The organism is Rhizobium sophoriradicis, assembly GCF_003939025.1.
Taxonomy (GTDB): Bacteria; Pseudomonadota; Alphaproteobacteria; order Rhizobiales; family Rhizobiaceae; genus Rhizobium; species Rhizobium sophoriradicis.
The window spans coordinates 236,605-259,428 of sequence record NZ_RQIH01000004.1 but is presented as its reverse complement, the minus strand read 5'-3'; the positions used below and the strand labels follow the sequence as shown (position 1 = coordinate 259,428).

General features: G+C 60.2%; 21 protein-coding genes and 2 pseudogenes. 8 read left to right on the top strand and 15 right to left on the bottom strand.

Going from position 1 to position 22,824, the window contains the following annotated elements; genetic code table 11:
* Positions 1–31: 31 nt before the first annotated feature.
* Entirely contained in the window at positions 32–934 is a 903-nt protein-coding gene (locus tag EFR00_RS08195) for a LysR family transcriptional regulator (RefSeq protein WP_077989592.1), read from the top strand.
* Positions 935–1,038: 104 nt separating this feature from the next.
* Here the strand turns inward: EFR00_RS08195 and EFR00_RS08190 are convergent, their stop codons facing one another.
* Positions 1,039–1,797: an SDR family NAD(P)-dependent oxidoreductase gene (locus EFR00_RS08190; RefSeq protein ID WP_077989593.1), complete on the bottom strand. Its 759-nt coding sequence runs from the start codon at positions 1,795–1,797 to the stop codon at positions 1,039–1,041.
* Positions 1,798–1,971: 174 nt separating this feature from the next.
* On the opposite strand from EFR00_RS08190, the gene EFR00_RS08185 reads away from it, so the two are divergent.
* The gene (locus tag EFR00_RS08185) at positions 1,972–2,871 is read left to right on the top strand and encodes an AraC family transcriptional regulator (RefSeq protein ID WP_077989594.1); all 900 of its coding nucleotides are present in this window, start codon (positions 1,972–1,974) and stop codon (positions 2,869–2,871) included.
* A gap of 9 nt (positions 2,872–2,880) precedes the next feature.
* Positions 2,881–3,420: pseudogene (locus EFR00_RS08180) on the top strand (type III PLP-dependent enzyme domain-containing protein); the annotation flags it as partial.
* Between the two features lie 161 nt (positions 3,421–3,581).
* Here the strand turns inward: EFR00_RS08180 and EFR00_RS33490 are convergent.
* The 3 genes and pseudogenes from EFR00_RS33490 to EFR00_RS08160 all read right to left on the bottom strand — a co-directional run bounded on the left by EFR00_RS33490 (position 3,582) and on the right by EFR00_RS08160 (position 10,152).
* Complete coding sequence (locus EFR00_RS33490; protein ID WP_225882510.1) at positions 3,582–7,937, bottom strand: NACHT domain-containing protein; 4,356 nt, start codon at positions 7,935–7,937, stop codon at positions 3,582–3,584.
* Between the two features lie 462 nt (positions 7,938–8,399).
* Positions 8,400–9,044 (bottom strand): annotated as a pseudogene (locus tag EFR00_RS08165) (ABC transporter ATP-binding protein); the annotation flags it as partial.
* 121 nt (positions 9,045–9,165) lie between these two features.
* Positions 9,166–10,152 carry an MBL fold metallo-hydrolase gene (locus EFR00_RS08160; RefSeq protein ID WP_077989595.1) on the bottom strand — a complete coding sequence of 329 codons (987 nt, stop codon included), beginning with the start codon at positions 10,150–10,152 and terminating at the stop codon, positions 9,166–9,168.
* Positions 10,153–10,286: 134 nt separating this feature from the next.
* On the opposite strand from EFR00_RS08160, the gene EFR00_RS08155 reads away from it, so the two are divergent.
* Positions 10,287–11,183, top strand: a complete 897-nt coding sequence (locus EFR00_RS08155) for a LysR family transcriptional regulator (RefSeq protein WP_077989596.1) — start codon at positions 10,287–10,289, stop codon at positions 11,181–11,183.
* A gap of 230 nt (positions 11,184–11,413) precedes the next feature.
* Here the strand turns inward: EFR00_RS08155 and EFR00_RS08150 are convergent, their stop codons facing one another.
* The 4 genes from EFR00_RS08150 to EFR00_RS08135 are packed head-to-tail and all read right to left on the bottom strand — an operon-like array spanning position 11,414 to position 13,205.
* On the bottom strand, positions 11,414–11,923 hold the full coding sequence (locus tag EFR00_RS08150) for a hypothetical protein (RefSeq protein ID WP_077989597.1): 510 nt from the start codon (positions 11,921–11,923) through the stop codon (positions 11,414–11,416).
* On the bottom strand, positions 11,920–12,408 hold the full coding sequence (locus EFR00_RS08145; protein ID WP_077989598.1) for a TspO/MBR family protein: 489 nt from the start codon (positions 12,406–12,408) through the stop codon (positions 11,920–11,922). Before EFR00_RS08145 ends, EFR00_RS08150 begins: the two co-directional genes overlap by 4 nt.
* 60 nt (positions 12,409–12,468) lie before the next feature.
* Complete coding sequence (locus EFR00_RS08140) at positions 12,469–12,693, bottom strand: DUF378 domain-containing protein (RefSeq protein WP_009990023.1); 225 nt, start codon at positions 12,691–12,693, stop codon at positions 12,469–12,471.
* Between the two features lie 26 nt (positions 12,694–12,719).
* Entirely contained in the window at positions 12,720–13,205 is a 486-nt protein-coding gene (locus EFR00_RS08135; RefSeq protein ID WP_009990021.1) for a fasciclin domain-containing protein, read from the bottom strand.
* A 161-nt stretch (positions 13,206–13,366) separates the two neighbouring features.
* On the opposite strand from EFR00_RS08135, the gene EFR00_RS08130 reads away from it, so the two are divergent.
* Positions 13,367–13,951 (top strand): helix-turn-helix domain-containing protein, encoded by a 585-nt coding sequence (locus tag EFR00_RS08130; RefSeq protein ID WP_077989599.1) that lies wholly within the window; start codon positions 13,367–13,369, stop codon positions 13,949–13,951.
* Positions 13,952–14,127: 176 nt separating this feature from the next.
* On the opposite strand, the gene EFR00_RS08125 is transcribed toward EFR00_RS08130, so the two are convergent.
* From EFR00_RS08125 to EFR00_RS08105, 5 genes are all read right to left on the bottom strand, one after another.
* On the bottom strand, positions 14,128–15,261 hold the full coding sequence (locus EFR00_RS08125) for an ABC transporter ATP-binding protein (protein ID WP_077989600.1): 1,134 nt from the start codon (positions 15,259–15,261) through the stop codon (positions 14,128–14,130).
* Positions 15,262–15,352: 91 nt separating this feature from the next.
* Positions 15,353–16,558, bottom strand: a complete 1,206-nt coding sequence (locus EFR00_RS08120) for an ABC transporter substrate-binding protein (protein WP_077989601.1) — start codon at positions 16,556–16,558, stop codon at positions 15,353–15,355.
* A 71-nt stretch (positions 16,559–16,629) separates the two neighbouring features.
* Entirely contained in the window at positions 16,630–17,487 is an 858-nt protein-coding gene (locus EFR00_RS08115; RefSeq protein WP_077989602.1) for a carbohydrate ABC transporter permease, read from the bottom strand.
* Complete coding sequence (locus tag EFR00_RS08110; protein WP_040111556.1) at positions 17,484–18,368, bottom strand: carbohydrate ABC transporter permease; 885 nt, start codon at positions 18,366–18,368, stop codon at positions 17,484–17,486. The genes EFR00_RS08115 and EFR00_RS08110 overlap by 4 nt, the downstream gene beginning before the upstream one ends.
* 13 nt (positions 18,369–18,381) lie before the next feature.
* Positions 18,382–19,539 carry a Gfo/Idh/MocA family protein gene (locus EFR00_RS08105; protein WP_077989603.1) on the bottom strand — a complete coding sequence of 386 codons (1,158 nt, stop codon included), beginning with the start codon at positions 19,537–19,539 and terminating at the stop codon, positions 18,382–18,384.
* Between the two features lie 329 nt (positions 19,540–19,868).
* Here EFR00_RS08105 and yghX point away from each other — a divergent pair, with 329 nt between their 5' ends.
* Positions 19,869–20,756, top strand: coding sequence for a YghX family hydrolase (gene yghX / locus EFR00_RS08100; RefSeq protein ID WP_077989604.1), 888 nt, complete (start codon positions 19,869–19,871; stop codon positions 20,754–20,756).
* Between the two features lie 76 nt (positions 20,757–20,832).
* Here the strand turns inward: yghX and EFR00_RS08095 are convergent, their stop codons facing one another.
* Positions 20,833–21,273, bottom strand: a complete 441-nt coding sequence (locus EFR00_RS08095) for a DMT family transporter (protein ID WP_077989605.1) — start codon at positions 21,271–21,273, stop codon at positions 20,833–20,835.
* Positions 21,270–21,755, bottom strand: coding sequence for a DMT family transporter (locus EFR00_RS08090; RefSeq protein WP_077989769.1), 486 nt, complete (start codon positions 21,753–21,755; stop codon positions 21,270–21,272). The genes EFR00_RS08095 and EFR00_RS08090 overlap by 4 nt, the downstream gene beginning before the upstream one ends.
* On the opposite strand from EFR00_RS08090, the gene EFR00_RS33875 reads away from it, so the two are divergent.
* Entirely contained in the window at positions 21,754–21,885 is a 132-nt protein-coding gene (locus EFR00_RS33875) for a hypothetical protein (RefSeq protein WP_280954334.1), read from the top strand. The two genes, EFR00_RS08090 and EFR00_RS33875, sit on opposite strands and share 2 nt — an antisense overlap.
* A 75-nt stretch (positions 21,886–21,960) precedes the next feature.
* Positions 21,961–22,770, top strand: coding sequence for a pirin family protein (locus tag EFR00_RS08085; protein ID WP_077989606.1), 810 nt, complete (start codon positions 21,961–21,963; stop codon positions 22,768–22,770).
* Positions 22,771–22,824: the final 54 nt, after the last annotated feature.

The window sequence follows — 22,824 nt, the reverse complement described above, 5'->3', positions numbered from 1 at the left end:
TGGTTGATGCGCCATTAACCAGGAGTTCATAATGGATAAGGATCAGCTCGATGGTCTGCTGGCCTTCGCCCTTGTCGCCGAGAAGCGGAATTTCTCGGCGGCAGCCGAAGCACTGAGGATCTCTCCGCCGGCCATCAGCAAGACGATCCGGCAGTTGGAGGCGCGTCTGGGCGTCACCCTGCTGACAAGAACCACGCGAGCGACGAGCCTGACGGAAGCCGGGGAGAAGTTGCTGGAACAGGCAGGGCCGGCGCTGGAAACGATCCTGGCCGCGATGAGCGACGCGGGAAATGCCGCCGACAAACCCGCAGGTCGTTTACGGTTGAATGTCCCGCAGACGGTTTACCCGAATTTCCTCAAGCCCGCGGTCGCGAGCTTCATCAAGAAATACCCCGATGTGACGGTGGAAATCTTCTTCGAAAACGCTGCCACCAACATCTTCGAGAGGGGCTTCGATGCCGGGATCCGCGTCTCCGACATCCTGGCAAAAGACGTGGTGGCCGTTAAACTCTTCGGTCCCGTTCGCTGGGTTGTTGCCGGCGCACCCTCCTACTTCGCGGAACATGGGCGCCCGGAGCATCCGAAAGAGCTGCTGGGGCATCCGTGCATCTGTGCGGGTGCCGGCAGCCGCGTCTACGACCGGTGGGAATTCGAGAGCGACGGAAAGGAGTTCGAGGTCCAGGTGAAGGGGCCGCTGATCTTGAATGATGTGCTGCAGGCAATCGACGCGGCTGTCGCGGGCCTGGGCGTGGTGTATAGTCCCGAAGAGGCGATCAGCGACAAGCTGAGGAGCGGCAAGCTCGAAGTGATCCTCGGCCGGTTCACCGGGACCAGCTCGGGAGTCTATCTCTACTATCCGCAGCGCTCCCAGGTTCATCCCAAGCTGCGGGCTTTCATTGATCACGTCAAACGTTTCGACCTTTCAAATTCCTAACGCTTGCTTGATGGATTGCGGTTCGCCGTGAATTCAGTGTACCGAGGCAATAAGCCTCGGTACACTGAACGCTCCACGCACTCCTTGCGCAGCCATGGCCGCAGTTACAGCATCTGGCCACCCGAAATATCGAAGCAGGTGCCGTTCGCCCAGCCCATGTCGTCGGAGAGGATTGCGGCGACAGCGCTGCCGATATCGTCCGGCAGACCGACGCGGCCGAGCGCGATACCCTGCGCGACGAAGGTGTTGACAGCCTCGTTATCGCGCACCGCGCCGCCGCCAAAATCGGTGGCGATCGCGCCGGGGGCGATAGCATTCACCCGGATCCTGCGCTCCCCCAGTTCGACGGCCATGAAGCGCGTCAGGACCTCGGTCGCCGCCTTCATTGCCGCATAGACGCTGTAGCCGGGCAGGGTGAATCGGACGAAGCCGGAGGAGACATTGAGGATACGGCCGCCATCCTGGATCAGCGGCAAAAGCTTCTGGGTGAGGAAGATCGGACCGCGCAGATGCGTCGTCACCAGGGCGTCGAACTGTTCTTCGGTCGTCTCCGCGAAATTGGCGAAGATGCCGACGCCGGCATTATTGACGAGATAGTCGAACTGCTGACGGCCAAAGGTGTCGCCCAGCGCCGTGACCACTGCTTCGACAAAGAGCGGAAAGCTCGACGTGTCGGTCACATCAAGCGGTATCATGACGGCCTTGCCGCCCTTTGCTTCGATTTCATTCTTCAACGCATCGGCTTCGGCCGCGCCGGTGCGGTAGGTGCCGATGATGCCGACGCCACGGTCGGCGAGGTGGAGCGCCATCGCGCGGCCGAGACCACGGCTGGCGCCGGTGATGAGAGCGATTCTGTCAGTCATGTTCTGCCTTTGAGAGAGATTGTTCGGCGAACGGCAAATTGCTCACGATGAGCGCTGCCTGCCTCCTGCAAGGTAGCGACAAGCCGTCACCCAAACCCGCCTGATCGGATCAACATCTTGCCCAATTGTCTCAACCGGCTTGCCCGATGCCAAAGGTGCTGACATAGTCCCGGAATGACCGAAGTCTTCGAACAGCATCTCGAGATCGCCTTACGCCACGCCAAGCCTGATACGCTGCTCACGCCGATCCCGCGCGTCGAGCTGCTGGTCGGCGATCGCCCGACCGGTGAGACGCCTTGCCTTTATCGGTCGATGGTCTGCTTCATTCTTCAGGGCTCCAAACGGGTCGCCTTCAACGACAGCGTTCTGAGCTACGACAGCTCGCAATATCTGATAAGCGCCCTCGATCTGCCGCTGATGGGCCAGGTGTTGGACGCCGGCCAGCATCGCCCTTATGTCGCCGTCTCATTGACACTCGATCCCGCCTTGCTGGCAGAACTGGCCGCTGCCATGCCGCCCAAGCGGGAAACCGATGGCGAGCAGCTCGGTCTGTCGATCAATCCGATGACGGTCGAGCTTCGTGATGCGCTGCTCCGGTTGCTTTCGCTGCTGGACAAGCCCGCCGACATTCCAGTTATCGCGCCGATGGTTGAGCGGGAATTGCTTTATCGTCTCCTCCAAGGCCCGCAGGGGCGCCTTCTCCGCCAGATCGCGCAGCCCGAGGGGCCGCTGACCCGCATCCGACGCGCCATTGCATGGATCAGGGACAATCACGACCAGCCATTGCGGATTGATGCCGTGTGCGAGGCGAGCGGCATGAGCCGAGCGAGCCTGCACCGGCACTTTTCGGCGATCACCGGCTTCAGCCCGCTCCAATACCAGAAGCAACTTCGCCTGCAGGAGGCCCGCCGGCTGCTGCTCGGAGGCGATTATAACGCCTCGGCCGTCGCTTTCGCGGTCGGCTATGAGAGTGCATCCCAATTCAGCCGCGAATACCTCCGGCAATTCGGCGCGCCGCCTGCCCGCAATATCCGCCAGATGCGGAAACAAATCGACGCCGCATCGGCCAACTGAGCGCGTTGAAACGGCGCCGCCGTCGAAGCCTTCATAGCTGAGACGCTGGACCGCCTGCAAGCGGATGGCATAACCTGCCGATCGTCAGCAACAGCGGAACGCCGAGCCTGTTCGAGGCGCATCTCGTCGCATCGGCCCCGAACACCGCACCGGCACCCATATCCATAACAACCGCCAGATGGTGGGTATGGGCCATTGCACCGAGGACGACTGCGCCATGTACGTGCTCGCAACCGTCGTCTACCGCCCGACCGCCGACCGCGCCGTCATCGATGCCGACTCGAAGGCCCTGACCTCGGACCTCCAGGGCTTCAGCGATTACGGCCTGATCGTCAACTATCCCTAGGCGCGGATCACCAGCCTCTCGGAAGAACACGGGGTGATCGACCTCTCAAACTGCACCGGCCCCCGGCCGCAGATCGGCGAGAAGCTCTTCATCATTCCCAACCACACCTGCGTCGTCTCCAACCGGTTCGACACGATGTTTTTCACCGCGGTGGGGTCGTGGCCCGCGTCGAGGACGTCGCGGCCCGCGGGCTGGTCTGGTAGGGGGCGGTGGTTGAGAGCGAGATAGCCCTTATCATCGAGAGCCGGAGTTATCGGTGAATTGCTTGCGATCTCGGTGTCAGTAAGAACGAAATAATTCCCGTGGACCGAAGAACACTACTAAATACCGGTTATTCCGGAGTAGATCGGCAGCCATAGCTCCATTATCTCTCTGATAAATCCACTGAGATTACCTCTACAACCTTGTTACCAGACAGCGTAGCGGAGACAGCGACGGCTTTCAATTTAACCTGTTCGATCAGCCCCAGGAAATTGACTGTCTTACCCGCTACCCTCTTTGCAAAGGCTTTCCGCAGAACTGCCCCAGTCTTCGGATGGATGACCTTTACCCGCGGATTGGCTCCATTCGCTAAAAGATAAAAGCCAGTATGGGAACCATTTTCGAACATGTACTGGTCTGCGAGCTGAGTCTGTATCTTGTCGATAAGGGTGTCACCAGTCCAATGAGCCTCGTCGGCCATTTTGATTTCTACAGAGATTAGCCCAAGCTCCGGATTCCGTGAGTGAATCCTCAGATCTGGCCGGTTCTCGACCGCGACTTCCTGCTCACGGATGACCTCGTAATGCTGCGCTCCAATTTCGCGCATTCTGCCCGATAGCCAGTTTCGAATATCGTCTTCTGTGCCTCGGCCGCTCCTGAAGAGAAAGCCCTCGTCGTCATCGAAATGATGCAACTTCTCTAGGAGCGCCGTTAGATGGCGCTTTACCAATGCTCGGAATTCCTCGATCGACGTCGGTGCCTTAGAGAATGAATTCAGGAAGGCGATCGCGACGCTGGCCGGTAGCACGTCACGACGAACGGATGTTCTGACCAGCTTGTCCCTTTGGTACAGGAACGTGTCGCGATGCTGAATCAAACCGGGGTCGACTGCGAGTGCATCGAGCGATGCCAATGCTTGATCAGATCCGAGAGCTGTCAGAGTATTCAAGAAATATGAGCGCTTTGACTTTGCTTTGTCCGCAATGTCGGGTGAATAGACATCTTCGTGTATGGGATCATTGGCCGGAGGCCAGACAACGTAAGTTGCTTTTACCAGAGTGCGCAGCACCTCGGCATCGGTGGCCAGATTGTCACGCTCTGCGTCGCGCTCCTCCGCCCTGGAAAACGTAGGCATTTCCCGCCCTATAAATCTCAAGAAAAGCGCTTTGCTCGAAGGACTCCAGTGATCACCAAACGCCGTCGTCCACGCAATCCAGGCTGAGGCCGGCTCCACGCAGAAGAGTGCGTCGAGCCATATCCACGCGTCCGACATCCTGAAGCTTAACACGGCCGCGGTGAAGTTTTGCCGCAGGAATGGTGTCAAGATCATTGAGCTTATCGTAGAAGCGCGGGCGACGAGGCTCACGGCAATCTCAAGATCGTGCCTATTTCTTGGCAACCCATAGGTACGCAAGAGTTGGAACAGCGGCGCGACAATCAGTTCACGGATATCACTGCTGGAGTAAGCGATCCTGCTGAATCCGTCTGACGCGGACTCCTTGTCGTCGCCACCCCATATGTCTTCTTCAAGAATGCCGGTCGCGACGCCCGTGAAAAGCTGGGGCTTCAGAAGGGCAAGCGGAAACAACCAGTCTGGAAAACCGTTCAAGTTAGCAAAGCCGTACCGAAAAGCTCGTTCGACAAGTTGATCAGGAAGTTGCGCTAGCGCTTCTGGGGTTTCGAGTGCGAGACCTGTTAGCCCGACCAATGCCCCGTAAGTATCGCGGTCGGCATAGGAAATGTCATTGTCCCTCCAGTAGCGCTTGAAGCCCGCAGCGAAAACTTTGGCGACCCACTCTCCGTGGCGAGCACTCATGCCGTCAATAACGCTTCCCCCGAGGTCGTTGGGGCTTTTACGAACGGCCCATATAAGCATACCCTTCTCCAGACCATTCGACAGCCGTCGCCACCGCCGCAGGAGAACGAGCGTGTTGTAGACCCTCCAAAAGCCGCTGGAGATTGTATCGATCTGTGAACGTGCCCACCGGCGTATCGTATATCGGTGACTGTGCCGGAATCGGTTCGAGAACCGCCAGAGCGGAGCTAATCTCCCATACGCTCGTTTGAGATCACGCCCCCCGTACCGGCGAGCATATCGTCTCAAGATCTGTCGTGCCTCGTCGCGCTCGGATTGAGACCAAATTTGATCCGCCAGTTGGCGCGCGCACGTAAATGGCAGCTCCCTTTCCCTGCCAGCTGGGCGATCCGCCATGAGATCGGCAAGCCTGCGAACATCTTCGGCCGTGAATATCTCGTAGCCATCACCGCTTCTTTCCAATTTTAACGGATCTATTGCCTGATGGGCAATCCAGTATTCGTTCTTCTCATTTTGCGAGAAAAGCGCTATCCGCATCGTAATCAGATCATGTTTGAGATCCGGCAGAGCTCTCAACGTGCGCGCGAGTGCCGGGAACCCGGTTTCCCGCAGGGAATAGTCCGGGTTTCTGGCGATCGAAAAGGCAAATTCCAGCGCCTCCAGAAGGAGGACTCGGGGAATTCCGGCGATGTCCTCTACTAGGAGGGTATTGATGCAATGACATATTGCTTGTCCAAGAACTTTAAAGCGGGGGATGCGTACCGGCATCATGTCGCGGTTGGAGTCGCGCCCGCCTTTGGCGAACCGGAGGAAGATCCGCAGCCAATAGTCAATCTCCTGAACGGTTAGGCGCGCAATAAACTCTTCCAGGTAGTGGGATGTTGCAGAGGAGTAATTTCTGGCTTCACGACGGAAGCGATTGGTCAGCACGATCCCATCCAAGATAGGTACGCCCGCCGGTATAGTGTAAGATAAGGCACTGGCGACAAACAGATTCCACGAAGGGGCGCTGCGCGTATCCTCATGCTCGGGTGCATCAGCCAGAAGAGCTGCATCCATCACGGCCTGGGCGAAAGTCGCGTCGTTAAGGTCAGCCAGGGCAAAGCATGCTTCCGCTCTCACCCGAAACGCTTCGCCCTGATCGCAAGCGATCGTCCCTAGCTCGGGAACCAACGTCGACATCCCGCCAAATCGGATCATCTCGATCAGCAACTCCCGAACCTCCGGGGAAGCCGCGATCGCAAGCTGCTCTCGTATGGCTGTGGCCAGGTCCGGCGTGACAAAATCACGAACATCCTGGTTTAAAAACCACTCACCCCGGTAAGTTCGATCTTCATATGCGGCGACATGTGATCGGATAGCCTGCGACTTCTCCTCCACCGTCAACGCGGTCGGATCACCCGTCTCGATCAGAAGGGTAGGGCGAAGCTCCGTCACCCGCCTTCGCGCGATCCGATCGAGCGCGGCAAGCCATCCAAAGACGTGTTCAGTGGATTGAGGAATTTCGATGTGGCCAAATCCGTAGGCCAAAAGAGGCTTCACGACATCGAGTGAACCTGCATCTCGACTGATCGCGTCACGGAAGTGACATGCTGCAAGATAGTCGCGCAACTCATTGTGGGCAAAGCGGACGCGGCCAGAAACAGAAGGCTGAAAGATGCCATAGGAGAGGAGTTGGCGCACTTCGACCACGGACCAGCGTTCTGTGTCCGTAGATAGCGCGGATAGTGCGTTGATCGCGTGCGGTGCCGACGCATCTGTTGTGAAGTCCTGAATATCGGTGAGAAGTGAAACGGCAGCAAGCTTTTCACATGCGCGTCGCCCTAGAAGGGGGTCAAGGTTTGATCGGCGCTCCTGGCCATTTTCTGTGCGCAGACGAAATCCCACGATGTCGTCATAGACTCGCAGTCTTGAACGGAAGATGCTCGTCGGCTCACGGCCAGTGTCGATGGCTTCCTGCCAAAGGTCGATCAGGAGTTGCGCGTCGAGCGGTTGGGAGACCAGATTGGCCGCCTTCGCTCTATCGATTGCCCCGACAAACTCTGCAGCATCGATGTTCCTGCTTGCGGCGATCGCCTTAACATCATCGGCTCGAAGAGGCAGCAAGCGGAAGGTCTTAACCTCGATCGGACGGCCTTCGGCGGCGGGCGGTCTAAGGCCTTTGATGACAGCTTTGATGGCTTGGAGGTCGCTGTCGCCTTGCCATTCGCTGGCTCTTGATGTGATGACGACCTTCAGTTCCTTGCCGGCTTTGCCTACGGAAGCTGAGAGCTTAGTCAATGCGTCAGCAAGTGCATTGGTGTTGCGCGCGTCCGGCAAACGGGCTTCATCCAATGCATCCAGCAAGGCGACTGCGGGGCCTCCTCGACTCTTCCACTTCGCGTACGCCGAGGCGGCCGCTTCGTCAGAATGCGAAAAGGACTGTTCCGCCGGCAGTCGAAGAAGTGCCTCGATTCGAAGCACGAAAGCAGGAGTTCCCGACGCGCGAAGCTGCTTTGCAAGCTCCAGAAGCTCCCGCGTTTTTCCGGCGCCTGCAGAGCCAAGTACGATAGCACAATCCAGCTCTGTAAGCTCGGCCCAGGAACATCCTTCATCCCGCGACTTTAGGTTTGCCATAGTCATGGCGCTGCTAAGTTCGCTCGGATGCACAGTGCTGATCTCCGCAAGGCGTCGATCAAGTTTGACGTATTTGTAATCAACCAAGGCATGCCCCTCAACCGCCGCCCTTTTTGAGCCTAGAATAGCGGTCGCCGGTTGAAAATGGCGACGTTTACACGCATCCGACTTTTGCACTATTCATTCAGCACTACGTCCTATGTCATGATCGGCAGTTTTCCCGGCACGGCAATTCGCCTAAAGTCGCAGCACACGCAGCGTCGGCCTGAGGTCTCCACGACCTGCTGCGACTAGGCACGGCCAATGAAAAAAGATGGGGACACCATCTGCCGCTGTATAATTTGCATGGTTGGCACAAAAGCGTGACAAGGCTTCTACGACTAAAACGAGGCGTGCAGCCTTACTACAGAGAATCCGCGCTCAGCAGGAGACTGTTCAACGAACTTGTATAGTGAAAACAGCCCGGACTTCGGCGGGCGGGCAACCGCAATTGCTTAGCACATCATTTCGCCCCTAGCATAACGAACCGCCTGTACAAAAACAGCCGCTTCAAGCCGCCGTCGGGTTGATCGCATTCATATCGATCTCCGTCAGTTCCACGCGCCGCTCGAAGGCAATGCCCGCCTCATCGAAGAGATGGCAATCGGCTGCATTGATGCCGGTTGCTACAGGTGCATCGGGGCGGATGCCGACGCTGCCGGGGAGCATGGCGCAGAAATTCTCGGCCTCGCCGTTGAGTGAGGCATAGGCGACCGTATTGGCGCCGAGGCGTTCGATGACGGTCGGGGTGACGGTAAAGACGATGTCGCCGCCGTTGAGCTGGATATGCTCCGGGCGAACGCCGAGCGTCATGGTCTTGCCGGCCATGCCGTCGCGCGGGGTCACCGGCAGAACGGCGGCCTGGCCGAGATAATCGACTTCGACGCCGGCGGCGCTGACGCTCTTGCAGGTAACCGGCAGGAAATTCATCTTCGGATTGCCGATGAAGCCGGCGACGAACTGGTTGGCGGGCTTGTGATAAAGCTCCAGCGGCGCGCCGGTCTGGGAGATATTGCCGGCGTCGAGCACGACGATGCGGTCGGCCATGGTCATGGCTTCGACCTGGTCGTGCGTCACATAGATCATCGTCGCCTTCAGCTGCCGGTGCAGCTTGGCAAGCTCGATGCGCATGTCGGCGCGCAGCGCCACGTCGAGAACGTCGCGGCCTGCGGCCTCATCAGCTAGGAGCCGGCCTGGTTGAGCGAAACCACCTGATCGCGGCGGAGCCGCCGCGGAGGCGGTCATAGCGATTCTACCCTCGCAGCCGCAGCCGACCTCAGTTCTGCAAGGCCCAGTCCGCGGTCTGCCAGCGCATCTGCCCGCGGTCGGCGACGACACGGCCGAGCCCTGGGAAGGGCATGTGCGTGGCGGCGATGAGGGTGCCCTCGGAAGCGGCGCGAGGAAAGAACCGGTCGCGCATCGCCTTTGCCGCGGCAGGATCCTGCTCGAACAGGAAGAACACATCGGTCGCCCCAGGATGAACGACGGGAAAGATCATGTCCGAAACCATGATGAGGCTCTGTCCGCCATCCTCGACCCGCACGCCGATATGGCCGGGTGTGTGGCCGGTCAGGTCGACGATCGAGACGCCCGGCACGATTTCTCGCTCTCCGTCGATCGCCTGAAGTCTGGGGTAGAGGCGCACGACCTCGTCGGCCATCTTGAAACTGGTCTGCAGATAATCGGGCGCGCCGTTGCGCTTGGCCGGATCGATCCAATGGGCGACGTCGCGCCGATCTATATAGAGTTCCGCATTGGGATAGTTGTTCTTGCCTCCGAGAATCAGCCCGCCCATGTGGTCCTGATGCATATGCGTCACGATCACCGCGTCAATTTGGTCTCGCTGCAAGCCGAGCGCGGCGAGCGCCTGCGGCAAACGGCCGGTTTGCCCGATCGAGCCTGCCGCACCGGCGTCGATGAGGATGCGGCGTTCGCCATCCTCGACGAGATACTGGTTGAAGAGGAACCGCACCCCGCTGGCGCGAGCGGTGAACTGCGCGACTGCCGCCTGTTCAACCTCCGCCGCGGTGCGCCCGGGAAAATAATTGTAGGGCATATCCGCATAGCCATCCGTCAACGCCGTTACCGTGAAACGACCGATGCGGATCTGCGCGAGCGGCGTAACACTGACCGGCGCTTTACCGGTATCCTGTGTCGCGGCAAGCGCAGACGAGCCTTCAATCATTCCTCCGCCGAGGAGGCTTCCCCCGAGGAGGCCGAGAGGGAGAGCGCTTGCAAAGGCACGACGCGAAAGTTTGGGCATGACGTCCTTCCTGATCATTTGGAATATGGGGAACCGGGCAGCGCCCTTGAACGAAGGTGAAGCTATGACATCCACAAACAGTAGGGTATCCTGCCATTTTGGGAACTTTCCTCCCAGATTGCGGAAGGAATTGGATGGACCGTTTTGACGCGATGACGGTGCTGCTGGCGGTGGTCGACGCCGGCAGCCTTTCTGCCGGGGCGCGGCGACTGCATGCACCGCTTGCCACCGTCAGCCGTAAGGTCGCCGATCTTGAAAGGCATCTCGGCGTGCCCTTGGTGCTGCGCACTCGCCGGGGCCTCTCGCTGACCGAGGAGGGGCGCGCCTTCGTCGCCGCCTCGCGGCGTATCCTTGATGAGCTGGATGCGGCGGAGCGGCAGGCGAGCGGCGACCATGGCGCGCTGCGTGGTGGGCTCCATGTGACCGCACCTGTTGCTTTCGGCGAACGTCATCTGCTGCCAATCGCGCTGGAATTCTTGAAGGAGCAACCCATAATCAATCTGCGCCTGACGCTGGTTGATCGGCAGATCAATCTGGCGGACGAGCAGGTTGATGTGGCTCTTAGAATTGGCCACCTGACGGACAGTGCACTGATCGCAACGCGCGTCGGCAGTGTCCGCCGGGTGATCTGCGCCAGCCCCGACTATCTCGCGCGCCGAGGCGTCCCGCGGCAGCCGGAAGAGCTTGTCGGACATGACGGTATCAGCTTCCAGGGCTTTGCGACCGCGCCGGAATGGCGCTATCGCCGGGACGGTCCAGCCTTCAGCATCGAGCCGCGCCCCAAACTCGCTGTCAACACGACGGAGGCGGCCGTTCAGGCTGCACTCGCAGGAATCGGCATTATCCGCGTCCTATCTTACCAGATTTCCGATCAGCTGCGCTCCGGCGCTCTGCAGGAATTACTGACGGAGTTCGCGCCGGAACCGCTGCCGGTGAACGTGATGCATGGGCCAGCCGATCCCCTGTCGCAGAAGGTGCGCTGCTTCCTCGACTGGATCGTGCCGCGCCTGCGCGCGCAGATGGCGTACTAGAGCACCCGTCGCGTCGACGTCGTAGAGAACTGATCGAGCGGCGCAATGCAGCCATACGACCGAAGTCCGCAGCCGGCGGCGTCCTGGCCGTGGAAGCGCCACGCGAGTCAATTCGGCCAGGCCGATCCGCCGGCGCCGAACGAGCCGTTCGGACCGCCGCCGGGTTGATCACGTCCATATCGGTCAGTTGCACGCGTCGCTGGCGATGCCCTGCAGCAGCAAATGGATTATTAAATCGAGCGGCTGTCATATGCCCAATGCATCAGAGCCTGGCGCTGACGCGGCCGGCACCAGCAATCTCCAGGCTCGCAGGCTCGGCGAAGCTGAGCGACATGACGGCGAATGGCTTTCCAACGGGCGATCTGTCGCTCGTCCTCGCCGGGCATGCGGCGACCTTGGTAATAGCGGCAGTACCACTGGAACCAGCCACGCGGATCGTCGGGGTGTATCCATCCCTTGGCCCGCCAGACGCTGAGCGGTTGGCTGGCGTCGACACCGAAGCAATTCAGCGACGGATCTTTTCGCAGCGACGACAGACGGGCCTCTGCAAACCAACTTTCCGGGAATTCGTCGCGACAATCCGTTATGTACTTGCCGCCGAACACGCCAAGCGCAAGCATCTCGGCGGGTGTCAGCTCCGGCCGGAAATCGGGATGAAACTTGCTGCCGATTGGCGCAGCGAGAGCGTATCGGTAGCCTTGCTGCATCCGATCATTCACGACGATCCACCGCACCTTCATCGGGCGCCCTCCGATAGTGGTTTCGAGCGGTTGCGCCGCCAGATCGAGAGGTTCAGTGCCGCTGCAAAACTCACCCACATAAGGTAAGGAACAAGCAACAAGGCAGCCGCCGCATTCGCCGGGTAAAACAGGATGATTGTCGCCAGAATCGCACCCCAAAGCAGCATGATCTCCGCCGCGGCTAGCCCGGGTCGGTGAAGTCCAAAAAAGAGCGGCGACCACGCAGCATTGAGCAGAAGTTGGACTGCATAGACGCCGAGCGGGAGTGCTGCGCCAGTAACGCCTGCCTCTCGCCATAGGAGCCAGCCCGACAATCCGATCGATGCATAAAGAGCCGTCCAGACCGGGGCGAACAGCCAATCCGGCGGGCGCCAATCCGGCTTGTCGAGCTGCTTGTACCAGTCGCCTGGCCGGAACATCACACCGGTAGCCGCCGCGGCAAAGCTCGCGACCTGGAAGGCGACCAGCACAAGGAGGGAATGCATGTCCATCCGCCAAAAAATGGAGGGAACCGCCCACGCTGTAAGCGGGTCCCTCCGAACATCCTATCGGTTCTGGCGAGCGGCAAACTCGCCGGAGCCCATTGCAGAAGACAGGGGTATGACCTGCCAGGCCGCCGATAGCCCCACCAGGATGTAAACAATCCGGGCGAGAGCCGAGCCAGCCCCGAAGATGGCGGCCACAAGGTCAAAGCCAAATAGCCCGACCAGACCCCAGTTCAGCCCGCCTACGACTAGGAGGGTGAGCGTGACAATGTTGATGATCTTCATGGTTGTTCTCCAGATCGAGGACGCGGTCAGCCTTCCGGCGGCATGATCACCTTGTCGATGACATGGATGACGCCGTTCGAGGCAGCAATGTCGGCAGAGGTGACGGCGGCGTCATTGACCTTGACTGTGGAGCCATCGACGTCGATGTCGATCATTTTGCCATTGACCGACTTCGCTTCATCGATACCGGCCACGTCCTTAGCCATGACCTTCCCCGCGACCACATGGTAAGTGAGTATCTCGGTGAGCTTTTGCTTGTTCTCCGGCTTCAACAGGCTTTCGACGGTACCGGCCGGCAACTTGGCGAAGGCTTCATCGGTCGGAGCAAAGACCGTGAACGGACCTGCTCCTTTGAGAGTGGTGACCAGGCCTGCCGCTTCGAGCGCGGTCGCCAACGTCTTGAATTTACCTGCCTCCACGGCAGTATTGACAACATCCTTCTCCGCGGCGACTGCGCTGAAGCTGCTGCCGAACACCATCGCTGCAGCGAACAAAAGGCTCTTCATTTTCATGTCATTCTCCTCTCGATGACGGGTGCCCATTGCACCTCACCATTTTCATTTGGAGAACATCGGTTTTATTGCCACTCAAATTTTCGTGAGGACAAATACAATTATCTTGTGGTGAAAATTGTCGCCGTGTTAGTTTCCCGAAACGAAAAGGAGTTTACGACGTGCTTTCCGACACGCTCTCCAACGAGCTTCAGCGCTACGCGATCGGCCCTCGTATCAAGGCACTGCGCCTGAGAAAGAAGCTGGGGCTGGTGCAACTGGCGGGGCATACAGGGCTCTCGCCTGCGATGCTTTCGAAGATCGAGCGCGGGCAGATGTTTCCTACGTTGCCGACGCTGCTTCGCATCGCCATGGTTTTTGGGGTCGGCCTCGATCACTTCTTCAAAGCCGACAAGGAGGAGCCGCTCATCGCGGTCGTTCGAAAGGAGCAGCGTCTCAAACTTCCAAGCCCGCCGGGCGAAAAGCGCCCTGCCTTTTTCTTCGAAAGCCTGGACTATCCCGCTGCTGACCGCCGCATGGAGGCGTTCTACGCCGAGTTCCCGATCGATTCGCCACCCTCGGAGCCGCATCAACATGGCAGTGCTGAGTTCATCTACGTGCTCAGCGGTCGGCTTGTCGTCAATGTGGACGGCAAGGAGACGGCGCTGGATGCCGGCGACGCCATCTATTTTGACTCAAGCGTTCCGCACAGTTACCGCCGGGAAGGGGAGGTAATTTCCAGCGCTCTTGTTGTGATTTCTCCTTAGGCGGCCGTTGGCTGCGTACTCCCGGAAATCCCATTCATGGGCCGCATTGGGTGGAGGATGTCTGGATCGAGGTCGGGCTAATCAACGGCCGAGATGAGAGAGCATTGCAGCCATCCTCGCGAATGTCCGCGCCAGACAGCAGCGATGATCGACGGGATGTCTCGAACAGAGCCAGCTCATGCCGCCGTCGGATTGATCACGTTCATATCGATTTCCGTCAGCTCCACACGGCGCTCAAACGCAATGCCCGTCTCGTCGAAAAGATGGCAGTCGGCGGCATTGATGCCGGTGGCAACCGGCGTGTCGGGGCGGATGCCGACGCTGCCGGGCAGCATGGCGCAGAAGTTCTCGGCCTCGCCGTTGAGCGAGGCGTAAGCCACCGTATTGGCGCCGAGGCGCTCGATCACGGTCGGGGTGACGGTGAAGACGATATCGCCGCCGTTGAGCTGGATGTGCTCCGGGCGGATGCCGAGCGTCAGGGTCTTGCCGGCCATGCCGTCGCGCGGGGTCACCGGCAGGACGGCGGTCTGGCCGAGATAATCGACTTCGACGCCGGCGGCGCTGACGCTCTTGCAGGTGACGGGCAGGAAATTCATTTTCGGGTTGCCGATGAAGCCGGCGACGAACTGGTTGGCGGGCTTGTGGTAAAGCTCCAGCGGCGCGCCGGTCTGCGAGATATTGCCGGCGTCGAGCACGACGATGCGGTCGGCCATCGTCATGGCTTCGACCTGGTCGTGCGTCACATAGATCATCGTCGCCTTCAACTGCCGGTGCAGCTTGGCCAGCTCGATGCGCATGTCGGCGCGCAGCGCCGCGTCGAGATTGGAGAGCGGCTCGTCGAACAGGAAGATCTTCGGTTCGCGCACGATGGCGCGGCCGATCGCGACGCGCTGGCGCTGGCCGCCGGAGAGCATGCCGGGCTTCTGCTGCAGCCGCTGGTCGAGATGCAGGATGCGGGCGGCGTTTTCCACCTTGGCCTTGAGCTTTGCCTCTTCCATCTTCTCGACGCGCAGCGGGAAGGCGATGTTCTCGAATACCGTCATGTGCGGATAGAGCGCGTAGGACTGGAACACCATGGCGATGCCGCGCTTGACCGGCGGCAGGTCGTTGACCCTGACGCCATTGATGACGATGTCGCCCGCGGTCGTTGCATCGAGGCCGGCGATCATCCGCAGCAGGGTGGATTTTCCGCAGCCGGACGGGCCGACGAAGACGACGAACTCGCCGTTCTTCACCTCGAGCTGCACGCCCTTCAGAACTTCGTAGTCGCCGTAGAATTTCTGAACATTGTTGAGAAGGAGCTGTCCCAAAAATCTGTCTCCGCCGGCGGCCTTCGTCGCACATTCGATAGAGGGGAGGGGCCGCGGCTTGTGCCGCGACCCCGGGGAGATTCAGGAGTGCTTACTTGAAGGCTTCGATTTCGCCGGCAGCCTTCTTCAGCGCTGCCTCCGGTTCGGCCTTGCCTGTCACCACCGACTGGATCATCTCGATCATCGAGTTCTGGAAGCCCTTATAGTCGGTGAAAAGCGGCTCGGGACCACCATAGCTGATGCCCTCGATGAGCGGCTTCCAGTAGGGATCCTTGGCGACGAATTCGTCGACCTTTGCCGAGGGGCGTAGCGGCGTGAGGCCGGCGCCGCCCTGCAATTCGTACTCCGACTGCACATCCGGCGAGGTGATGAACTTGGCGAACTCGGTCGCCTTGTCCTCGACGCCCGAACCCTTGAAGATCGCCAGGCTGTCGGTGATCAGAAGCGTGCCCGGGCCCTTGGCGTTGGGGCCGAGCGGCAGGGTGGTGATACCCCAGCTGATCTGCGTCTTCTTCAGGCGGTCTGCCGCGCCGGAGCCTGCCTGGATCATCGCGACCTTGCCGTCGAGGAAGATGGCGCGGACTTCGTTCTGCTCATAGGCCGTCGGGCCTTCTTCGGAGTAGGGGACGATGTCCTTATAGGCCTTCAGCGCGGCGAGAACCTCGGGGCTGTCGAGGGTGACCTTGCCGTCGGCATCGATCACGCTGCCATTGTTGGTGTAAACCCAATGCATGAACTGGTGCATCGTGTTGTCGAAGGTCTTGGCGACGAGGCCGAAGCCGGGAATGCCGGTTTTTTCCTTGATGGTCTTTGCCATCTCGATCTCTTCGGCCCAGGTCTTCGGCGGCTTCTCGGGGTCGAGGCCGGCCTGCTTGAAGAGGTCCTTGTTCCAGTAGAGCGCCTTGGTGGAGAAGGCGATCGGAACACCCCACTGGTTGCCCTCGAAGGTCACCGTGTCGACGATATGGGGGTAATAGGCCTTCTTCTCGTCTTCGGTCATCGGCACTGGAACGATGAGATCGTTCTGGGCGAACTCCTTCAGCGTGCGCGAGCCGACATAGGCCATGGCAACCGGGGTGCCGGCGGCGGCAAGCGTCGTTGCCTTGTCCTGGCACTGCGCCCAGCCGACGACTTCGGGCGCGATCTTCCAGCCGGCGTTCTTTTCTTCCCATTGCTTGATGTATTTGGTGTGGACCGGGTCGATCGTATCGCCGCAATAGATCCAGCTGATTTCCTTGTCGGCTGCCTGGGCAGTGACCGCGGTCAGTGCCGTCGAACCGAGCAAGGCGAGGGCCATAAGGCCTGTCTTGATTGTTATACTCACGTCGTGACTCCCGTTCTTGGTTAGCTGTTCACTCGTTTTTGCTCTTATTGTTTCACCGCACCGGCGGTCAGCCCGCCGACGAGGTAACGCTGAAGGAAGAAGATGACGACCATCGCCGGCGCGATGCCGACGAAGGAAGCCGCCATCAGTTCGTTCCAGATGACCTCCTGCTTGCCGAAGTAAGCAAAGAGCCCCACCGGCAAGGGCATGTATTCGGTCTTCGAGTTGAAGGTCAGCGCGAAGATGAATTGCTGGGCGTAAGCGCCGATGAAGGTGGTGATGGCGACGACGATAATCCCCGGCATCGCAATGGGCAGGATGACGCGGCGAAGCGTGTAGAAGTGGCTGGCGCCATCCATATAGGCCGCTTCGTTGAGTTCCTGCGGGATACGGATCATGTAGGTGCGCAGCAGCCAGATCGCCGACGGGATGAGGAAGGCGACACCCGGCACGATCATGGCGAGATAGGTGTTGAGCACGCCCATGCTGCGCATCAGCCGGAAGAGCGGGATCAGAAGCACGGCGCCGGAGAACATGTTCACCGTCAGAAAGGCGCCGAGCAGGATGCCCATGCCCTTGAATTCGAACCTGGCGAAGGCATAGGCCGCCGGAATGACCAGGCAGAGCACGATCAGCGTGACGATGATCGAGATGAAGAAGGAGTTGAAAATATAGCGCGCGAAACCCGGCACGCTGATCCACATCGTCCGGTAAGCTTCGAAGGAGCCGTTCTCCGGCCAGAAGCGGTAGGGCGAGGAGAAGAGCTGGCTAAGCGGCTTCAGCGACACCATGAAGCCTTCGAAGAAAGGCGCCAGCACGAAAAACAGGAACAGCGCGATGCCGCAATAGATCAGGATGATCTCCCACCAGCGGTAACGGTCGATCATGGCAGCACTGCTCATGCGCGCTTCTCCGGGTTGAGGTGGCGGGTGACGCGGAAATAGGCGAAGCAGAAGAGCGACAGGAAGATGCAGATCAGCACCGCGCGCGCCGCACCCTCACCGTACTTCTTCGAGCCGATCGCGGTGTGGTAGGTATCGATGATCATCGTCGTCGTTTCGCCGCTCGGGCCGCCCTGCGTCAGGATCCAGATAATGTCGAAGGAGTTGAAGGTGGCGATCAGCGACAGCATCGACATGGTGATGATGGCGGGAACCATCAGCGGCAGGGTGATACGGCGGAAGCGGTACCAGCGGCCGGCGCCGTCGGTCCAGGCGGCCTCGTAGAGATCCTTCGGAATGGATTGGATCGCCGCCAGGAAGTAGATCGTCACCAACGGCACGCCGATCCACACGTCGGTGACGATCGTCGCCCAGAAGGCGGTGCTGCCATAGGCAAGGAAGGCGACCGGGCCGTCGACGAGGCCGAAACGCTGCAACAGGCCTGAGATCATCCCGAACTGGCCATTATACATCCAGCCCCACATGAAGATGCCGATGGCCATCGGCACGATCCATGGCGGCATGGTCAAAAGCCGGAACAAAGAGCGGCCGGGTACGGCGGCATTCAGCATGCAGGCACCGAAGGTGCCGATCACCATTTTCAGGGCGACCGAGAAGAAGGTCCAGATGAAGGTGCGGAGGATGACCTCGGCAAATGTGGCGTTGAAGATCTTCTCGTAATTGACCCAGCCGACCCAATTGGTGGTCTTTCGCAGCGACGCGTCGGTGAAGGAGAGAATGAACGTATCGACGAGGGGATAGGCGACGATGGCGAGAACATAGAGAACGGCCGGAAGAAGGAGGATCCAGGCGAAGATGAAGGCGCTTCTTTGGACACTCATCTTGCCGCCTTCCTCAAGCCGCTCTTGCGTGAAGGGCCTCGTCGAATCGGTCCCAGATGGGACGCAGGTCGACGACCGTTTTCTTCATCCTCGCTTCGTCCATCGCCAGCGCCAGGATGCCGGCTTCGAGCGCGTTCAGCGTGGACACCGGCAGTTCGAGCCCGGTGCGCACGCTTTCGAGCAGATCGCTCGCCATCTGCTCGTCGGCGCCGTAATGCTGCGAGAGCTCGGTGGCGGCATATTTGTTTTCGACGATCTTGTTGCCGGTCAGCTGCTCGTGCACGTCGAGATAGCCGCGGACGAAATCGCCTTCGGCCATGCCGCGCGAGCCCATAATGGCGAAGCGGCGGAACTGGTCGGGCACGTTGAGATTGGTGTGGAAGTTCATGCCGACGCCATTTTCATATTCGACGATCGCCACCTGGTAATCGATGATGTCGGCGTCGCTGTCGAACACCTTGTCGGAGCCCATCCAGCCGCTCGGCTTGCGATGGAAAAGCTCGAGGTCGTTGATGCCCTCGCGGGCCGGGTCGTTGGCTGGAATGAAGCTCTTGCGGCCGCCGAAACTGGCGACCCGCTCCGGCCTTGCGCCGACGACACCATTATAAAGGTCGAGGTCGTGGCAGCATTTTTCCAGCATGAAACTGCCGGAATAGCGCTCGTAGCGGCGCCAGTCGCGCATGAAGAAGGCGCCGTGATAGGGCTCGATATGTTCGGAAGCCTCGATCGAGACGATCTGGCCGAGCTTGCCCTCGGCCTGGATGGTGCGCAGGTCCTTGTAAAGCGGGGAGTAACGCAGAACCAGGCCGACCATCAGCCGCTCATGGCCGAACTTCGCCATCAGGTGGGCAAGCTCGATGCTTTCGGCGATCGTCGTGACGATCGGCTTTTCGCAGAAGACCTTGAGACCGGCCTGCAGCCCCAGCCTGATATGATCGAGATGCATATGGTTGGGAGAGCCGATCATCAGCAGATCGAGCTTTTCGGAGGAGATGAGCTCTTCCGGCGAAGCATAGGCCTTGCCGGCCGAAATGCCCTTTTCCGTCAAACCGGGAAGGCCGGCGGGATCCGGATCAACATAGCCGACCATGTCGAAGCTGCTATCGATCGCTTTGAAGACATAGCCGAGATAGCCGAGCCGGAATCCGAGCCCGATGATTCCCACTTTCATGCCGATCAGGTTCCCGATTAAGTAATTTATTTTCTTTAAGTTGGGACAAAAATCCGGAGGCGTCAATAGAAAACGGGCATCGCGCCGCGAGCATGAAATTGATTTTCATAATCGGCAGCCGGCTTTCGATCAGCGCGGTCAACGGCAGGGATGCGGAGGCGCCGAATGGAACAGGTGCATCGTAGGAGCCCAGGCGCAGAAGAAAGGGCATGATTGCAACTGACGGCAATTGTGCCGGCAAGCTCACGCGAAACTCGCGAAATGTTGAAACGAGCCGAGAGCTTACCTGTGTAGGATGCTGTGAGAACCCGCGGCCAGGAGGAGCCATCATGACCCGCATGACAGCCAAGGATTTCCCACAGGAACTGCTCGAACTCTACGATTATTACGCGCACGGGAAGATCACCAAGCGCGAGTTTCTCGACCGGGCCGGCAAATTCGCCGTCGGGGGCGTGACCGCGGCCGCCATTCTGGCGTCGCTGAGCCCGAATTATGCGCTGGCGACCCAGGTCGAGGCAACCGATCCGGATATATCAGCCGAATACATCACCTATCCCTCGCCGAAAGGAAACGGCGATGTCCGCGGCTATCTCGTCCGCCCCAAAAACGCCACCGGCAAAGTCGCCGCCGTGGTGGTCGTGCACGAGAACCGGGGCCTGAACCCCTATATCGAGGATGTGGCGCGGCGGGTGGCGAAGGCCGGCTTCATTGCGCTGGCGCCCGACGGCCTCACCTCGGTCGGCGGCTACCCCGGCAATGACGAAAAGGGGCGCGAGCTTCAGCAGAAGGTTGATCCGGAAAAGCTGATGAACGACTTCTTCGCGGCGGTCGAGTTTCTGATGAAGAATGATCTCACCACCGGCAAGGTCGGCATCGTCGGCTTCTGCTACGGCGGCGGCGTCGCCAACGCCGCAGCGGTCGCCTATCCCGAGCTTGCCGCCGCCGTGCCGTTCTACGGCAGGCAGCCGCGCGCCGAGGACGTGCCGAAGATCAAGGCGCCGCTGCTTCTTCACTATGCCGGGCTGGACAAGGGCATCAACGAAGGCTGGCCGGCCTATGAAGCGGCGCTGAAATCAGCCGGAAAAACCTACGAGGCCCATATCTACCCCGACGTCAATCACGGCTTCCACAATGATAGCACGCCGCGCTACGACGAAGCGGCCGCCAAGCTCGCCTGGCAGCGGACAGTCGACTGGTTTACCAAATACCTTGCTTGAGCATGCAGCGACCTGACGCGGCGGGGAGAAGACATCCCCCGCCGGGCTGCACCAGCCCGGCAAATGTCGTGTCCGGCTATTGCGGACGCTCGACCTTGCGCCGTCCCCGGCTGACCACCATTCCGCCGATGATGAGAAGAATTCCGCCGGCATTCGCCCAGAAGGACCCAGGCACGGCGCTGATATAATCGAACGCCACCCCCGTTACCATCTGCCCGCCGATGATCAGCAGAGCCGAATTGACCGCACCGATCCGCGCAATCGCCCAGCTGCCGGCCGCCACGAAGACAACGCCGAGCGGACCGCCGAGATAGGCATACCAGGGCGCCTCGGCAGCACCGGCAGGAAGCAGGCCACCGACGAAGAGCCCAAGCCCGGTGAGGACGGCAAAGCCGACGGCGTGATTCCAGAAGGAAGCGATCAGCGGCGTCGTCGAGATGCTCAATCGTCCATTGAGCTGACGGCTGAGGCCGACGAGCACGCCGCCGAGGCAAGCAAGCAGAATGAAGAGCGTCACGCCGCACCTCGCCCGAACAAGATGATCAGTGCCGCCCCCGCAACGGCGAGGCCGAGCGCAGCAATGTCGCGTCTGTCGGGATGGCGCTTGGGCAGGCCGAACAGTCCCCAGCTGTCGGCCGCGACGCTGAACACGACCTGGCCTGCGAGCCCGAGCGCCAGGGTGCCGGACAGCCCGAGAGGCGAGTTGACCGTCATCGAAGTCAGCATGACGGTTGCCGCGCCGGAAATGCCGCCAAAATAGGCCCATATAGGCGCGCGCAGGCTCTGTTGCGGCTTTGGCCTACGCCGCCGGTGGACCAGCAGGAGAAGAATGACGGCGGCGACGATGCCGGTGCCGTGCGCGGTCCAGGAGGAAAACAGCGGATTGCCATAGCGTGCCAGCTCACCATTGAGGTGCACCATGAAGGTGAGGAGCCCGCCCGTGGCGAAAGCGCCGGCAAAATAGATCGGATGCGGAGTTCGGGCGGCGTCGATGGTCATGGGAGATCCCGTCAGCGAATCGATTACGGCGGATGTTTTCAGATTGCCACTAAGGCCATTCATCGGCATCGTCAGCAAGACGATTGCCACCACCTGCCTGTTGGCCCCCGCGGCGCACCTGTTCGATTGATGGCAGCAGGCGTTCTCACGCATCTTCCCAGCTGAGAGTAGGTGTCGTCACAGCCTTGCAGGCATGGAGGACGCGATGCTGCTTAAGGGCGAACGGACATTCGTGGTGCGGGATGCGGGAGGCTTCGTCGCGCATGTCAACATGCCGGGATGGATGCAGCCGAAACCGAGCGATCACGGCCACGGCCCTCTCGCCATGGTCGTCGAATCCATCCTTGCCCCCGGCCGCCTGATCGCCATGCATGAGCATCGCGACGACGAGATCGTCTCCTGGGTGCCCGAAGGCGTCATGCGCCACGACGACAAGGCCACCGGCCGGCTGGTCGTCGACCGCGATCATCTGATGGTGATGAATGCCGGAACCGGCTTCTGGCATTCCGAGGAGACGCTGGTCTCCGACCCGCCGCTGCGCATGCTGCAGATCCTCATCCGTCCGCGAGCGGCCGGCCTCGCGCCGAAAATTCAACACGGCCCGATCTCCGCGGCCACGGCGAATGTCTGGCGACATCTGGTGAGCCCGGAAGGGGAGGGCGCGCCGTTTTATGTCCGCAGCGCCGTCGACATCTTCGACATCCGGCTGGACGCGGGCGCACGGGCGGAATTCCCGCGCAAGCAAGGCAGGGATCTCTACTTCTACGTCTTCAGCGGCGCCGTCGTCGCCGACGGGCAGCTTTTTGCCGAAGGCGAGCAGGGCCTGCATCAATCCTATGACAGGCTCGAAGCAGAGGCGAAGAGCGCAAGCATCCTGGTCGCCTTTCTGCTCGACCCGAACGCGCCGACCGCCAGGCAGGGGACCGTCGGCGACCACAGGAAGATACCGCCTGCGATCATCATTCGCGCCTTTCTGAAATGGAGGAGATTTCGCCAGATATGGCGGCGTTCTTGATAGCGGCGCCCTTCTTCAAAATACGCGAGCAAGCCGCAAAATTTGTTCATTACC